The organism is Janthinobacterium sp. JC611 (assembly GCF_018682595.1).
GTDB lineage: Bacteria > Pseudomonadota > Gammaproteobacteria > Burkholderiales > Burkholderiaceae_D > Janthinobacterium.
In genome coordinates this window covers 22474-37945 of the sequence record NZ_JAFLJN010000005.1, presented here as the reverse complement: position 1 = coordinate 37945, position 15472 = coordinate 22474, and the positions used below count along the sequence as shown (strand labels likewise).

At 62.3% G+C, this 15472-nt stretch carries 15 protein-coding genes; 13 read left to right on the top strand and 2 right to left on the bottom strand.

Annotated features, from left to right (window positions below; all coding sequences use genetic code 11):
* Positions 1 to 249: 249 nt before the first annotated feature.
* The 10 genes from rpsP to J0O65_RS06045 all read left to right on the top strand — a co-directional run bounded on the left by rpsP (position 250) and on the right by J0O65_RS06045 (position 7624).
* Entirely contained in the window at positions 250 to 501 is a 252-nt protein-coding gene (rpsP, locus tag J0O65_RS06090) for a 30S ribosomal protein S16 (protein ID WP_076567307.1), read from the top strand.
* 13 nt (positions 502 to 514) lie between these two features.
* Positions 515 to 1072, top strand: coding sequence for a ribosome maturation factor RimM (rimM, locus tag J0O65_RS06085; protein WP_076567309.1), 558 nt, complete (start codon positions 515 to 517; stop codon positions 1070 to 1072).
* Between the two features lie 50 nt (positions 1073 to 1122).
* Positions 1123 to 1869 carry a tRNA (guanosine(37)-N1)-methyltransferase TrmD gene (gene trmD / locus J0O65_RS06080; RefSeq protein WP_215405108.1) on the top strand — a complete coding sequence of 249 codons (747 nt, stop codon included), beginning with the start codon at positions 1123 to 1125 and terminating at the stop codon, positions 1867 to 1869.
* Between the two features lie 134 nt (positions 1870 to 2003).
* Positions 2004 to 2387: a 50S ribosomal protein L19 gene (rplS, locus tag J0O65_RS06075; RefSeq protein WP_010395528.1), complete on the top strand. Its 384-nt coding sequence runs from the start codon at positions 2004 to 2006 to the stop codon at positions 2385 to 2387.
* A gap of 78 nt (positions 2388 to 2465) precedes the next feature.
* The gene (locus J0O65_RS06070; RefSeq protein ID WP_215405106.1) at positions 2466 to 3125 is read left to right on the top strand and encodes a CoA pyrophosphatase; all 660 of its coding nucleotides are present in this window, start codon (positions 2466 to 2468) and stop codon (positions 3123 to 3125) included.
* A gap of 97 nt (positions 3126 to 3222) precedes the next feature.
* On the top strand, positions 3223 to 4182 hold the full coding sequence (locus J0O65_RS06065; protein ID WP_215405103.1) for a CobD/CbiB family protein: 960 nt from the start codon (positions 3223 to 3225) through the stop codon (positions 4180 to 4182).
* A gap of 225 nt (positions 4183 to 4407) precedes the next feature.
* On the top strand, positions 4408 to 4743 hold the full coding sequence (locus J0O65_RS06060; protein ID WP_215405101.1) for a DUF3579 domain-containing protein: 336 nt from the start codon (positions 4408 to 4410) through the stop codon (positions 4741 to 4743).
* 80 nt (positions 4744 to 4823) lie between these two features.
* A complete protein-coding gene (locus J0O65_RS06055; protein ID WP_215405099.1) occupies positions 4824 to 5273 on the top strand; it encodes a CBS domain-containing protein in 450 nt (149 codons plus the stop codon).
* Positions 5274 to 5351: 78 nt separating this feature from the next.
* On the top strand, positions 5352 to 6170 hold the full coding sequence (locus J0O65_RS06050) for an AraC family transcriptional regulator (protein ID WP_215405097.1): 819 nt from the start codon (positions 5352 to 5354) through the stop codon (positions 6168 to 6170).
* A 2-nt stretch (positions 6171 to 6172) separates the two neighbouring features.
* A complete protein-coding gene (locus J0O65_RS06045) occupies positions 6173 to 7624 on the top strand; it encodes a nitrilase-related carbon-nitrogen hydrolase (protein ID WP_215405095.1) in 1452 nt (483 codons plus the stop codon).
* Between the two features lie 192 nt (positions 7625 to 7816).
* Here J0O65_RS06045 and J0O65_RS06040 read toward each other — a convergent pair whose 3' ends face one another.
* Positions 7817 to 8557 carry a GntR family transcriptional regulator gene (locus tag J0O65_RS06040; protein WP_215405093.1) on the bottom strand — a complete coding sequence of 247 codons (741 nt, stop codon included), beginning with the start codon at positions 8555 to 8557 and terminating at the stop codon, positions 7817 to 7819.
* 460 nt (positions 8558 to 9017) lie between these two features.
* On the opposite strand from J0O65_RS06040, the gene J0O65_RS06035 reads away from it, so the two are divergent.
* From J0O65_RS06035 to J0O65_RS06025, 3 genes are all read left to right on the top strand, one after another.
* On the top strand, positions 9018 to 11675 hold the full coding sequence (locus J0O65_RS06035) for a TonB-dependent receptor (RefSeq protein ID WP_215405091.1): 2658 nt from the start codon (positions 9018 to 9020) through the stop codon (positions 11673 to 11675).
* Positions 11676 to 11799: 124 nt separating this feature from the next.
* Positions 11800 to 13113 carry a glycoside hydrolase family 18 protein gene (locus tag J0O65_RS06030; protein WP_215405089.1) on the top strand — a complete coding sequence of 438 codons (1314 nt, stop codon included), beginning with the start codon at positions 11800 to 11802 and terminating at the stop codon, positions 13111 to 13113.
* The gene (locus tag J0O65_RS06025; protein ID WP_215405087.1) at positions 13110 to 14222 is read left to right on the top strand and encodes an acyltransferase family protein; all 1113 of its coding nucleotides are present in this window, start codon (positions 13110 to 13112) and stop codon (positions 14220 to 14222) included. Before J0O65_RS06030 ends, J0O65_RS06025 begins: the two co-directional genes overlap by 4 nt.
* Here J0O65_RS06025 and J0O65_RS06020 read toward each other — a convergent pair.
* Positions 14219 to 15406: a DUF5009 domain-containing protein gene (locus tag J0O65_RS06020; protein WP_215405085.1), complete on the bottom strand. Its 1188-nt coding sequence runs from the start codon at positions 15404 to 15406 to the stop codon at positions 14219 to 14221. The two genes, J0O65_RS06025 and J0O65_RS06020, sit on opposite strands and share 4 nt — an antisense overlap.
* Positions 15407 to 15472 lie beyond the last annotated feature (66 nt).

The window sequence follows — 15472 nt, the reverse complement described above, 5'->3', positions numbered from 1 at the left end:
CGTTCATTGCCTGCCGCAACGATAGCACTTTCCTGCGGCAGGCAGGCGATGCCGTCGCGCGCGATCAGCGCCCGGGCGTGGCGTCGGCGGCACGATAGGCGCACGCGCCTATTGCGTCTTCGGCCATGACTGGTCATAATGTTTGATTAGCCCAAATTACACGCCCGTCATCATAACGCTTGCTGCCTGGCGGTAAAGCGCGCTATAATTTGCGGCTTTTTCCGCCTCAGCACACTTTTTGGAAATATTATGGTCGTTATTCGTTTAGCTCGTGGAGGCGCCAAGAAGCGCCCGTTCTTCAACATCGTCGCTACTGATTCGCGCAATCGCCGCGATGGTCGCTTCATTGAGCGTATCGGTTTTTACAACCCGATGGCGCAAGGTGGCGAAGTTCCACTGCGTATCACCGCAGACCGTCTGGCCTACTGGCAAGGCGTTGGCGCACAATTGTCGCCAACCGTTGCTCGCCTGGTTGCCAGCAACGGCAAAGCAGCAGCTTAATTAGATCACTGGTTTGACGGTCAAGACTGCATCCGGGGTGAAAGTCCCCGATGACCTGGTACAGGTAGGCTATGTCTCCGGTGCCTATGGCATTGCTGGCGGAGTCAGGATCACTCCTTTCTCCGACGACGCGGATGCATTACTAAGCGTCAAAACCTGGTGGTTTGATAAACCGACCTTGCATGACGTTCAAGTCAGGCAAGCGAAGTTGCACGGCGGCGACGTCGTGGCCCAGCTGGTGGGTGTGGTCGGGCGGGATGCCGCAGAAGCGCTGAAAGGCGTCTCTGTGCAAATTCCGCGTAGCCATTTCCCGACGCTGTCGGCCGATGAATTTTATTGGTCCGATCTGATCGGACTGACAGTCGAGAATTTGCAAGGCGAGTGCCTCGGCACGGTGCACGACATGATGAGCAATGGTCCGCAGTCGATCTTGCGCGTTACGCCCGTCGCCACTGCCGATGAGACCGTTGAAAAGGCGCCTGAGCGCCTGATCCCGTTTGTTGGCCAGTTTGTCATTCACGTTGACAAGGCTGCCGGCAAGATCACGGTCGACTGGGGCCTCGATTATTAAACCGCCTGCGCTTCACAATGCGCCGGGCAAACATTGCAGGATGGTGAACGATGCAATTTGATGTCGTGACCCTGTTCCCGGAAATGTTTGCCGCGCTGACGCAGTCGGGTGTGACCCGGCGCGCCTTCGAGCAGGGGAAATGTGGCTTGTCGCTGTGGAATCCCCGTGATTTCACGACCGACAATCACCGTACCGTGGATGACCGCCCGTATGGCGGCGGCCCCGGCATGGTGATGATGGCGCGTCCCCTCGAAGCGACGATCACTGCCGCAAAGCAACGCCAGCTTGAGCTCGGCCTGGCGGCGCCCCGCGTGGTGTTCATGTCGCCGCAAGGCCGTCCGTTGACGCACGAGCGCGTCACGCAGTTGAAAGCCGAACCCGGTTTGGTGATCCTGTGTGGCCGCTACGAAGCCGTGGACCAGCGTTTGCTGGACCGTTGCGTCGACGAGGAAATCAGCGTCGGCGACTTCGTCCTGTCGGGCGGTGAATTGCCTGCCATGGCGCTGATGGATGCGGTGATCCGCCTGTTGCCGGGTGTCTTGAACACCGAGGCATCGGCCATCGAGGATAGCTTCGTCAACGGCTTGCTCGATTCGCCGCACTACACGCGGCCGGAAACATATGAAGGCATGGCCGTGCCGCCCGTCTTGATGGGCGGTAATCATGCCGAGATCGTCAAGTGGCGCCGCCAGCGCATGCTGGAAGCGACCGCGACGAAGCGTCCTGATTTATTGCTCAGTGCGCGCGCCGCCGGCTTGCTCAGCAAGGCCGACGAACAATTCCTGGCCAGCCTGTAAGCCGTTTTCGGACGGCAAGCAGGGTGGCTTTGCAGTGCCGGGCATGTTGCCCAAATTGGTAATACCCATCCTCTACCGGGCGGATAGCACGCTATCCACAGTGCGCCGGCATGATGGTTTTCGGAGTTATAAAAATGGACTTGATTCAACAATTAGAGCAGGAAGAAATTGCTCGTCTGGGTAAAACCATTCCTGAATTCGCACCAGGCGATACCGTTATCGTCAGCGTCAACGTAGTCGAAGGCACGCGCAAGCGCGCCCAGGCTTACGAAGGCGTCGTTATCTCCCGTCGTAACCGTGGCCTGAACTCGAACTTCATCGTTCGCAAGATCTCGTCCGGCGAAGGCGTTGAGCGTACGTTCCAACTGTACTCGCCGCTGATCGCTTCGATCGAAGTGAAACGCCGTGGTGACGTTCGCCGCGCCAAGCTGTACTATCTGCGTGAGCGTTCGGGTAAATCGGCGCGTATCAAAGAAAAATTGCCAAATCGCCGCGTTGTGGCGAAAGCAAGCGCGTAATATCAGCGTCTGCGTTGGGAAAAGGGGTGCCTCTCGGCGCCCCTTTTTTATTCTGAATTGCTATTGAGGCAAGCTGCTATGGCCACTTTCGCGTTTGATCCCAAACAACTCGCCATCGATTCGATCGCCGGCGAGGCGGCGTTGGACGCCGTGCGCCTGACGCCGGGCTGGCTGCGCCGGCGCCTGGCCGAACAGCCTGACTGGCAGCCCGAGATCACCCAGGATTTCCTCTCCGCCCGCGCCGTGCCCGTGCGCGCCGCCGTGCTCATTCCGCTGGTGCAGCGTCCGCAGGGCTTGACCATCTTGCTGACCATGCGCACGGACCACCTGAGCAGCCATGCGGGCCAGGTCAGCTTTCCCGGCGGGCGCAGCGAAGCCTTCGATGCGTCGCCCATCGCCACGGCCTTGCGCGAAACGGAAGAAGAAGTGGGCCTGGCGCGCGAACACATCGAAGTGCTGGGCCGCCTGCCCGACTACCTGACGGGCACCGGCTACCAGGTCGCGCCCGTGGTGGGCCTGGTGACGCCGCCGTTCGAGCTGCGCGCCGACCCGTCCGAAGTGGCGGAAATCTTCGAAGTGCCGCTGGCCTTCCTCATGGATGGCGTCAACCATCAGCGCCTGTCGGTGGAATTGCCCGGCGGACGGCGCTCGTTCTACGCCATGCCGTACGAGCGCTTCTACATTTGGGGCGCCACCGCTGGCATGCTGCGCAATCTGTTTCACCTCTTGCGCGCGTAAAATGGTGCCTCGCACGTAATAAGTTTGATTCCAGCACTGCACTGCGCTATCGTAGCGGGCATTGCGGTATTGCTGAAAAAGACAAAAAGGACCATTGATGACATTTCTCTCCATACTTTGCGCATTGCTGATCGAGCAGCTCAAACCTTTGCGCGCGGATAATCCCATCTACGCCGAAATCAAGAGCCTGGCAATGCGCATGGAGACCTGGTTCAATGCCGGCCACGCCAACCATGGCCGCATGGGCTGGTTCCTCATGATCGGCGTGCTGATGGTGCCGACGGCAGGCGTGTACTGGCTCTTGCAGCATTATCAGCTGACCCTGCTGGCCTTTGCCTGGAACGTCCTCATCGTCTACCTGACCCTGGGCTTCCGTCATTACAGCCATTACTTCACCTCGATCCAGCTGGCCCTGAGCGCCGGCGACGAGGCGACCGCGCGCAACTTGCTGGCCGATTGGACCAAGCTCGACACGGTGGGCATGGAAGCGGGCGAAATCGCCCGCATCGCCGTGGAAAAAGCCCTGGTCACCACGCATCGCAATGTGTTTGGCGTGTTCTTCTGGTTCCTCATGCCGCTGGGCCCTGCCTGCGCCGTGATGTACCGCGTGGCCGAATATCTGGCGCGCGCCTGGAACGAGCCCGAGCACATGCGCAATGAGGCGTTTGGCCAGTTCGCCGCGCGCGCGTTTTACTGGATCGACTGGATTCCCGTGCGCCTGACGGCCGTGGCCTTTGCCGTGGTCGGCAATTTCGAGGATGCCATCTACGCCTGGCGCAATTTCGCCCAGCGCTGGCAGGACGAGGCCATCGGCATCATCCTGACGGCCGGCGGCGGCGCCATGGGCGTACGCCTGGGCACGCCAGCGGAGACGGCGGCCCGTGTGCTGGCGACCCCCGACATGGCCGTCGATGACAGCGACAGCGAAAGCGATATCCTGCCAGGCGAAGAGCCGGGCGCGCGCGCCTTGCAGAGCACGGTGGGCCTGGTCTGGCGCGCCTTGCTGCTGTGGATGCTGTTGCTGCTGTTGATGTCGGGCGCCGTTTTCCTCGGCTGACGCGGGCGCACACGCCCCATCCATGCGCCTTGCGCGTGGAACAAGGTTAAAATAGGGGCTGGCGCGCAAGGCGTGCCGGCCCCTGTTTGCATCGCCGGGGCAGATCGAGGTAGAACCCAAGTCTTCTATAAGATATAATACTGGCTTACCGCAGCAAACGTAGTTGAATTACCAGCCCGGCTTACCCGCCGGGGCCATTCACGCAATCCAGTCCCGACAAGCCACATGGCCGAGTTATCTCAAAAAACAGGGGAACTCTCAGACGAGTTCTTCATCCTTGGTCTCACCAGCAATGGCAAGCAATTCCGACCCAGCGATTGGGCCGAGCGCCTTTGCGGAGTGATGTCCTGTTTCAATCCCGAAGGTGGCGGGCGCAATGCGCACCTCCAGTATTCGCCCTACGTGCGCCCGACCGTCGTCAATGGCGTCAAGTCGGTGGTGGTCAACACCAAGTTGCGCGAGATCGAGCCGATGGCGTTTCACTTCGTGCGCGAGTTCGCCAAGGATAACGACCTGCAGATCGTAGAAGCCTGCTTCCTGCCGCCCCCCGACGAAAAGTAAGCTCGTTTCATTGATTTGCCTCAAACCCGTCACGGCGGACTGGCGTAGCGTGGACACTCTGCCTCAAACGGAGTGGCGACATGCGTATCGGCGACATCTGCACCCTGCAAACCATTCATTGCCAGCGAGACACTAGCGTGCAGGATGCGGCGCTGCTGATGCGCCAGCATCATGTGGGCGACCTGATCGTCGCCGAACAGCCGAACGGCGAGCGCGTCCCCATCGGCATTCTCACCGACCGCGACATCGTCATTTCCGTCATCGCCCTGGGCCTCGACCCCGCCAGCCTGCTGGTGGGCGACATCATGAGCGCGCAGCTGCTCACCGCCAGCGAAGACGAAGACGTCTACGACATCATCGAACGCATGCGCGTCAACGGCATCCGCCGCCTGCCTGTGGTCAACAGCCTGGGCGCGCTCTCCGGCGTCGTCAGCATCGACGACCTGCTGGCCTTCCTGGCCCAGGAGATGGCCGAGCTGGCCCGCATCAGCAGTGGCCAGCTGGTGCATGAAAAGCGCACCCGCAAATAAGCCCGTATTGCGCAATTCCAGTCAAATCATCGCCCTGCGAAAATGCTACAGTCGCTGCTCGTTCAACGGGAAGCGTCCATGCACTATCTGGCCAAGGCACTCTGGTATATCGAATCGCATTATGCGGAGAATATCTCGCTCGGCGATATCGCCCGCGTGGGCGGCGCCTCGCCCTGTCACCTGACGCGCGCGTTTGGCCTGGCCACGGGCCACTCCGTGATGCGCTATGTGCGGGCGCGCCGGCTCAGCGAGGCGGCCCGCGCACTGGCGCAGGGCGCGCAAGACATCCTTGCCGTCGCGCTGCAGGCCGGCTACAGTTCCCATGAAGCATTTACGCGGGCCTTCCGCGACCAGTTCCAGATCACACCCGAAAGGGTGAGGGCCCAGCGCCACGTCGCCAACCTCGCGCTGGTGGAGGCCATCAAAATCGATGTGGCGCCGGGCGTGGTCCTGGAAGCGCCCCGTTTCGAGCAGGGGCCCGCCTTGCTGGTGGCGGGTCTCGTTGAACGTTATCGCGCGGAAACGTCTGCCGGCATTCCCGCCCTGTGGCAGCGCTTCCTTCCCCATGCGGCGCCCGGCCAGGTGCTGTATGGCGTGTGCTGCAACAATGACGATGCGGGCAATTTCGATTACCTGTGCGCCATGCCGGTGAGCGACTTTTCCCAGGCTCCCGATGGCTGGGCGCGGCTGCGCATCGCGCCGCGGCGCTATGCCGTGTTTCACCACCGTGGGCATATTTCCACCATCCGCGCCACCTGGCGCACGGTGTGGAACGAGTGGCTGCCCCAGTCCGGCCTGGACGTGGCCGACGCGCCCGATTTCGAACGCTATGACCAGCATTTCGATCCCGCCAGCGGCATGGGCGGCGTGGAAATCTGGCTCCCCTTGAAAGCTTGAGCATGCTCCATACCTTGTCTGCGCCGGCTGCCGGCGGCACCGCGCTGCGCCAGCGCCTGTTGCAAACCGCCGCCGCGCTGGCGGCGGGCCTGCCCCTGTACTGGGTGCTGGGGCCGCAGCCGCTGGGGCCGCTGGCCTGGTGCGCGCCGCTGCCCGTGCTGTGGCTGGCCCTGCGCTCGTCGCGCCGCGATGCGGCCTGGATGACCTTCCTGGCCGCCTTGCTGGGCCTGTCATCGAACGTTGCCTATTTCCGCCTGCTCATGCCCTTGCCGGCCGTGCTGGCCGTACTGCTCGTCAAGGCACTGCTGTGGCTGCTGGTGGTGCTGGCCACGCGGCGCCTCGTGCTGCGCTACCGGGCGTGCTGGACGGTGCTGGTCTATCCCGTGCTGTGGGTGGCCATCGATACCTTGATGGCCGCCTTGCTGCCGGATGGTAACTGGGGCAGCCTCGCGTATTCGCAAGCGGATAACGTCGCCGTGCTGCAGACGGCGGCCCTGGCGGGCGTGCCTGGCTTGCTGTTTGTGCTGTGCCTGGCGCCATCCGCGCTGGCCTTGCTGCTGGCGGGTGGCCGCGCGTATGCGCCAGCGGCGGGCGCGAGCGTATTGCTGCTGGCGGCCGCGTTCGCCGCTGGCGCCTGGCGCGTGCACGGCGCGCCGCCGCCAGGCGGGCCGCTGGCAGGGCTGGTGGCCATCGATGACTTTATCGGCCCGGCCACGCCGCCGGCGCGCGCGCAAGCCGTCTGGGACCAGTACGCGCGCCATGTCGAAGCGCTGGCCGGGCAGGGCGCCAGGCTGGTGTTGTTGCCGGAAAAGATAGCCGTGCTGGTGCCCGCGCAGGCGGACGCCGTGCGGCGGCGTTTCCAGGCGCTGGCGCGCGGCACGGGCGCGTGGATTACCTTGGGCATCGGCGTGCAGGATGCCGCCGGACGGCGCAACCTGGCCTGGCTGTTCGCGCCCGACGGCGCCGCGCCCGTCAGCTATCAAAAACACCATCTGGCGCCGCCCGAGCGCGATTTTCTTGCCGGCGGCGCGTATGCCGTGCAGCCGGTGGCGGGGCAGGCCATGGGCCTGGCCATTTGCAAGGACATGCATTTCGCGCCCCTGGGCCAGGCGTATGGCGCGGCCGGGGCGCAAACGATGCTGGTGCCGGCCTGGGATTTCCAGCTGGATGCCTGGATGGGCGCGCGCATGACCGTCGTGCGCGGCGTGGAAAACGGCTATGCGGTGCTGCGCGCGGCGCGCGAGGGCGTGCTGACGGTCAGCGATGCGTATGGACGGGTGCTGGCGGAGCGGCCCAGCAGCGCCATGCCGGGCAGCACCTTGCTGGCGCCGCTGCCGGCGCAGCCGAACGTCTCCACCTGGGCCGGCTGGCTGGGGCCGCTGTTCGGCTGGCTGTGCGTGGCGCTGAGCGTGATCCTGCTGTGCCTGGGCCGCCGCACCGTGTCCGCTCCATGACGGTAAACACCAGTTTTTGCTGCGATGCGCAAAAGCGTATTGCACCGCCTGCTTTTCTATTTTTCGCACGCGGCCATATAATCGCCGCCGATGATTGCACCATTGCCGTGCATATACCGGCGCGATGCCGGCATATATATTGCAGTGCAATAAGTGGTGTTATCTGGTATTGAGCAAATGGGGCGACTGGTATTAATTGGTACTTAATTCGGCCACGAAGTCATACATATCGCCGCGGAAGTAGGAGCGGCAAAATTCCACGGCGCGGCCGTCGCGCAAAAAGCCCAGCCTTTCCACCGACAAGCCCGCGTCGCCTTCCTCCGCCTGCAGCAGGCTGGCCTGTTCCCCCGTCAACAAAAGTGCGCTGAGGCGCTGCAAGGCGCGCACGGGCCGGTTGCCCGCCTGTTCCAGCGCGTCATACATCGATACGTCGACGGCGTCGAGCGCCGGCAGGCAGCTGGCGACGATGGTCGCGTACTCCAGGCACATCGGCACCTCGTCCGCATAGCGGATGCGGTGGAAGCGGTACACGGGCGCGCCCGGCGACAGCCGCAGGCGCAAGGCCTCTTCCGGCGTGACGGTGCCTTCCGCGCGCTTGAGCCACACGCTGCGCGGCGTGCGTCCGCGCGCCCGCATGTCCTCGGAGAACGAGGTCAGCTTGGCGAAGTTTTTCTCGATGCGCGTATTGATGAAATTGCCCGAGCCGGGGCGGCGCACCAGCAAGCCCTCGTTGACGAGGCCATCGATGGCCTTGCGCACGGTGATGCGCGAGACGGACAGGTCGCTGGCCAGCTGGCGCTCGGCCGGCAGGGCTTCGTCGGGGCCGAGGATGCGCTTGTCGATCGCTTCGCGCAGCGCGCGCTGCAGTTGCTGGTACAGGGGCAGGCTACTCGTCTGCCCCAGGCCTTGCATGATGTGAGCCAGGGTTGTCATACGCTGAGGGTCTCCGTTACGGCGCGTTGCAGACGCGCTCTGTATCTGTTTTGTGTCGCTGGATAATACCAAAAAAGGCCGTTGTAAAACCAATTTGAATTATCAAGCCAACAATTTATACCTGGCTTCCCCCGCATTTAAGCCGCGCATACGGGCTACGGATTGATTTGGATAAAGTGGTCTGTGTGATTCAAACAACGTTATAAAAAAAAAGTTGCAACTGGTAGTGTTCTGGTATTGGATAGTAGTATATTGGCGTTGAATTGGTTTTGTAAGTGGTTGTGCCGAAGGGTCTGCAGCATGCCGGCGAGAGTGGGCGGGCTGGAAAGAAGACCTACGTTAAAAATGAAAAGGTTCCAATCCTGGAGCCTAAATCAAGGGGGAGTACATGAAACGCAATTTGACAGCTAGCTCTGCAGCACGCAATTTGACGCCTATCGCCGCTGCTGTGGCTATGTTGATGGCCGGCGCGAGTTTCTCGGCGCATGCGCAGGAAGCCGTGGCCAAAGCGGCCAAGCCGGCAGCGACGGCTGATGTTGACGAAGGCCAGACCGTCGTCGTGACGGGTATTCGTGCATCGCTGCAACAATCCTTGAACCAAAAACGCAATTCCGACAGCCTGGTCGAAGTGATCACAGCTGAAGACGTGGGCAAGATGCCTGACAAAAATATCGCCGACTCGCTGCAGCGCGTGCCAGGTGTCAGCGTCGCCGCTGCCGGCGGCAACGAGGGCAGTTTTGGCGAGAATGACCGCGTGGCCCTGCGCGGCACACCGTTTGGCCTGACCCTGACCACCTTCAATGGCCACTCTGTCAGCAGTGGTGACTGGTTTGCCGACAACATCATCGGCGGTGGCCGCAGCGTCAGCTTCTCGCTGTTCCCATCTGAACTGATCGGCCGCGTCACCGTGCACAAAGGTTCGCAAGCGAACCTGCTGGAAGGCGGCGCGCAAGGCGTGATCGATATCGAATCGCGCAAACCGCTGGACTTCAAGAAACAGATTACGGGCCAGGTCAGCTTGGGTGCCGTGTACTCGTCCAACTCGGGCAAGAAAGATCCGCAAGTGAGTGGCATGCTGAACTGGAAGAACGATGCCAACACCATGGGTGTGATGTTGCAGGGCTTCTATCAGAAGCGCAAACTGAGTCGTGTCGGCCAGGAAAATGGTGTCTGGTATGACGGCGTTGCCGCGGACTCGGCGGTCGCTGGCGCCTTGCCAGGCTCGGCCGGTGGCCGTGTCAATTACATGGGCGGCACCGCCTGGTTTGAACAGGAGCGTACCCGCAAGGGCGGCCTGATCGACGTGCAGATCAAGCCATCGAGCGCGCTGACCCTGGACTTCACCCTGTTCCACTCCGAACTTGACGCACCAAACATCAACCATAACTTCATCCAGACCGTGGGCCTGGAAACGGGCAGCAAGGGTGGTTATCCTGTTGGCAACGTCAGCGGCATCTACAAGGGCGGTGTCGTCACCAGCCTGCACACCACGATTCCAGCCAATTGCGGCGCCGTCTGCGCAGGTTACTCCAGTGCAGTGCAGGAAGAGTTCAGCCGTCCTGTGGCGGAAAGCAAGTCCGACTTCTTCAACGTCGATGCCAAGTACCGCGTCAACGACCGCCTGACCTTCTCGGGTAAAGTTGGCACGACCAAGGGCGTGGGCAATACGGAAAGCGGCGCGCTGGGAATCTGGATGCCTTGGACGGGCGGCGGCTACACCCAGAACGGCGCCAGCCATGGCGTGATTTACGACACGCCGGGCGCGGACAAGTTCTCGATCGGCGGCCGTCAGGCAACGCCTTATACCTACGGTTCGCATGTCACCGCAAACGACAAGGAAACCTATGGCCAGATCGACGGTATCCTGAAACTGGACCTGCCAGCGATCTCGTCGGTGGAATTCGGCGCCCGCGTCGCGGAACACAAGCGTGACCTGACGGCCATCGGCATCGTCGCCAAACCATCGCTGGGCGTGACCGCGAACTTGCCAATGGATGGCTTGACCTCGTTCCCAAGCAACTTCAAGGACCTGGGCGTGAACGGCGCCGGTTACTGGACGTTCTCGCAAGCGAGCGTCAACAAGTGGTTGAAAGCGAATGCCACGTATGAAGGCAACCTGCGCCAGTCCGAGTTCAACATCAAGGAACCGACCCAGTCGGTGTACGCGATGGCGAACTTCGGCACGGAAGGCTTGTCGGGTAACTTTGGCGTGCGCTATGTGCACACCAAGGAAGACGTCAACCGCTACGAGCTGAATCCGGCTGCCCAGTACGAAATCAAGAACTACACGAATACCTACAATGATTTCTTGCCTAGCGCCAACTTCCGCCTGGACGTGACGAAGGATATCATCGGCCGTTTCGGCATCAGCCGCACCATGGCCCGTCCTGAACTGGGCATGATGGCTGGCCTGGATCTGCGCGACAACCAGCTCGATGGCAACGCCGGCAATCCTAACCTGCGTCCTATCCGCTCGAACAACGCCGACATTGGCGTGGAATGGTACTTCGCGCCGAAATCGATGGTCTCGGCTGGCATCTTCTACTCGTCGCTCGATGGTTATGTGACCTACGGCAAAGGTGTGACGACGTTCTACAACCAGTTGCAGAACAAGTTCACCCAGTATGAAATTGGCACGCCAACCAATACCACGGCGGAAGTCAAGGGCCTGGAACTGTCGTATGTACAGGCGTTGCCAGCAGGCTTCGGCGTGAACGCCAACTACACCTATACCGATGGCAAGGAAACGGGCAAGGTCAAGGGTTCGCCATGCGGCGATACGGGCGACTGCACCATGATCGGCACTTCGAAAAGCGCATACAACCTGGGCGCCTTCTTTGAAAACGACAAGTTCAGCGCACGCCTGACGTACAGCTACCGTTCGGAATTCCTGAACGGTACCTCGCGCCGCAGCGCCGCGTACCAGGCCGGCATTGGCAGCCTGTCGGCATCGATCGCCTACCAGCTGACGGAAAACCTGGCCATCACCCTGGACGGCAAGGACCTCAACAATCCGCTGTCGCGCTCGGTTATCAAGACCCCGGGCTCGGACGACATGCCTGGCGCCTTCTACAAGAACGGCCGTCAGATCTACCTGGCATTGCAAGGCAAGATGTAAGACGTTTGTATTTAGTTAATGCCTCCCGGCGGACACCCGGGATGGCATGACAATGGCGGAGCGCAGCTGGCTCCGCCATTTTTTTATTGCAAGATGCTTTTCTTTATATGGTGGGATACCTCCGATGACATTACACGCAATGCTGGCTTGCTTCGCCTGCGCGCTGCCACTGGCCGCCTCCGCCGTTCCCGCCACGCCGGCTTTCGCGCCGGAAGTGGTGGCTTATTATCCGGGCTGGAAATCGGCCGATTTTCCCGTTAACGAGCACAATATTCGCGCTGGCAATGTCAGCCTGATCCAGTACGCGTTCGCCGACATTTGCTGGGATGGCGAACATGGCAATCCGGCGCCCGAGGGCGGTGGCGTGAGCGCCTGCCTGGATGCGCAGGGCCAGCCGTTCCGGCCTGCGAATGGCAGTATCGTGCTGCCGGCGCCGCAAGCCGATGCCGAGAGTTTGCGCAAGCTCAATGCGCTCAAACAAAGTCATCCGCGGCTGCGCGTCCTGCTGTCGGTGGGCGGCTGGATCTGGTCGAACCGCTTTTCTGACGTGGCCGCCACGCCGGCCGCGCGCCAGGCGTTCATCGTTTCCGCGCTGGAACTGGTGCGCCGGCATGGCCTCGATGGCGTCGATATCGACTGGGAACATCCGGCCACGGGGGGAATTCCCTGTATCGAAGGCAAGGTCTGCCACCGCGGCGACGACAAGGAAAACTATGTGCGCCTGGTTAGCGAACTGCGCGGCGCCTTCGAGCAGGCTGGCAAGCAGGCGGCCGGCCGCCATTACCTGATCACCATCGCCGCCGGCGCGCACGCCAGCCTGAGCGATGACAGCGATGCCGCGCCGGGCTGGATCGTCCGCCTGGCGGCGCAGCTGGACTGGATCAACCTGATGACGTATGACTACCGCGGCGTGTGGGATGTCGAGAGTGGCCAGCTGGCGCCCCTGTATGCGGACCCGGCCGACCCGCAGCGCGACAAGCAACTGTATGCGGACGCCACCGTGACGCGCTTCCTGCGCGCCGGCGTGCCTGCCGCCAAGCTGGTGCTGGGCGTGCCCTTCTATGGCTATGGCTGGAAGCGGTGCGCCGCCGGTCCCCGCGGTGACGGCCTGTACCAGCCTTGCCAGGGCGCGGCCAGCGGCAATGACGGCACGCCGACCTTCACTTACCGGCATCTGCTCGAGCAGGGCTACCTGGCCGAGGGCAAGGGCGGGCGCGGTTTCCAGCGCCATTGGAATGGCGCGTCGCAAGTGCCATATCTGTATAACCGCGACAGCGGCGTCTTCATCAGCTACGAGGATGCGCAATCGGTGGCCCATAAAGTGCGCTATATCCGCGACAAGGGCTTGCGCGGTGGCATGTTCTGGGAATTGAGCGGCGATGCGCAGCAGGTGCTGGGCACGGCCCTGGCGCCCATCCTGAAGGGGGCGCAGCCATGAATCAACGCTACCTCGCCCTCGACGTCCTGCGCGGCCTGACCGTGGCCCTGATGATCGTCGTCAATACATCCGGCGACTGGGGCAGCGTGTATGCGCCGTTCCTGCATGCTGAATGGCATGGTTTTACCCTGACGGACCTGGTCTTCCCAAGCTTCCTGTTTGTCGTCGGCAATGCGCTGGCCTTTGCGCTGGGGAAATATGAGCACCTGGGCCATGGCGCCGTGCTGGCCAAGCTGTGCAAGCGCAGCGCGCTGATCTTTTTACTGGGATTTCTGCTGTACTGGTTCCCCTTCTTCAAGCTCGACGATGCAGGCCAGTTCGCCTGGTCGCCGCTGTCGCATACGCGCATCCCCGGCGTGCTGCAGCGCATCGCCGTGTGCTACCTGGCCGCCGCCCTGATCCTGCACTACTGGAAGACCCGCGGCGCGTTGCTCTTCAGCGCCTGCGCCTTGCTCGGCTACTGGGCCATCCTGGCATGCTTTGGCGACTACAGCTTGCACGGCAATGCGCCGGCCAAGCTGGACCTGATCCTGCTGGGCGACAGCCATTTGTACCACGGCGAAGGCCTCGCCTTCGATCCGGAAGGCATCCTCGGCACCTTGCCCTCGATTGTCAATGTGATCGCCGGCTACCTGGCGGGCAGTTTCCTGCGCCAGGCCGCGCCGGCGCGGTTGCGCTCCAGCTTGGTTCAACTGGCCGTGGCCGGCGCCATGTGCGTGGCGGTGGCCCTGTGCTGGAATGAAGTGTTCCCGATCAACAAGAAACTGTGGACCAGCTCTTACGTGATGCTGGGCATCGGCCTGGACTTGCTGCTGCTGGCCTTGCTGATGTGCATCATCGATGTGCGCAAGATCACGGGCTGGACGTATTTTTTTGAAGTCTTCGGCAAGAACACCCTGTTCATCTACCTGGTGTCGGAAGTGCTGGTGATCATCGCGTTTACCGTGCGCATCGGCGGCGGCAATCTGTACCAGTGGCTGTACCAGCAATGGTTTACGGGCTGGGCGCCGGCGCGCGTGGGTTCGATGCTGTTCGCCGTCAGCTTCATGCTGCTGTGCTGGCTGATCGCCTACGGCATGGACAAGCGCAAGATCTACATCAAGGTCTAGAACTTGAGTTTCAGCCCGTAACGCGTGGCCAGCGCGGTCAACAGCAGCATCAGGGCGGTGACGGCGGCGGCATTCCACAGGCCGGCCGCGCCGCCCGTTTCCAGCCAGGGCCACCAGAAGCGCGGCAGGTGCAGCACGGCAGCGAATTGCTGCCACAGGTCGGGCACGATGTAGGCGAACAGGGCATTGGTACCGGCGGGCAACAGCACCACTGTCCAGGCGCGCCAGCGCCACACGTCGATGACGACATAAAATACGAGGAACATGGCCAGGATGAGGGCGCTGCACACGAGCGTGTAGGATTCCGTCGCCGCGATCTTGTTGATGTGGTGATACGGCCGCAGCAGCAGGCCGGCGGCGAACATGCCCAGCGCGAACCACGCCATGAAGCGGATGCGTTGTCCATGGCTCATGGCGGCGTCGCGCAGGAACAGCTGCCCCACCAGGGTGCCGGCCAGCACATTGGCCGCCGTCGAACCGAGCACCTGCGGCACGTTGACGAAGGCGTTCACGCCTGCCGGCAGGAAATCCAGGCTGCCCGCCATGCCGCCCATGTACAGCGCGATCAGCAAGGAAAACACGCCCATCAGGGCCGTGCCGCTGCCCCGGCATGCCAGGTACAGCAGGCTGCACAGCAGGTAGGACCAGCCGATCATGCCGAGGATGCCCCACCATGATGGTTGCAGCCAGGTACTGGAAAATTCCGCATTCAATTCGCCCCGAAAACTTGCCAGCAGGAACAGCATCAGCGCGCCGCCTGCAAGCCGCTCCAGCTGGCCCGCGCCCTGGCGCCACAGCAGGATCATGGCCATATAAAACAGCAGGAAATACAGGGCTGGCGGCAGCGGCGCCGCCTGCGCGTCATAGCGGTAGGCATTCGCCAGCACCACGCCGGCCAGCATCAGGCTGGCGGAGCGCCACAACAGGCGTCCCAGCAAGGCTGGCGTGACGTGGCCGCAATGGCGCTGCAAGGCCAGCGGAATGGCCATGCCGACCATGAACAGAAAACCGGGAAAGACCAGGTCGGGCACGGTGATGCCGTCGGCGCGCGGTCCCGCATGTTCGAGCCACCAGGCAATGCCGGGCATGCCGGCCAGGTAGTTGACCCAGATCATGGTGACGATCACGAAGCCGCGAAAGGCGTCCAGGCTGGTCAATCGTTCGGCGGCGGCGGCTGGCGGCATGAAATAGGACAGAAGGTCGAAAAAAAAAGCAGCCCCGGCCTGAGCCGGGAACTGCCTTGCGTCTGC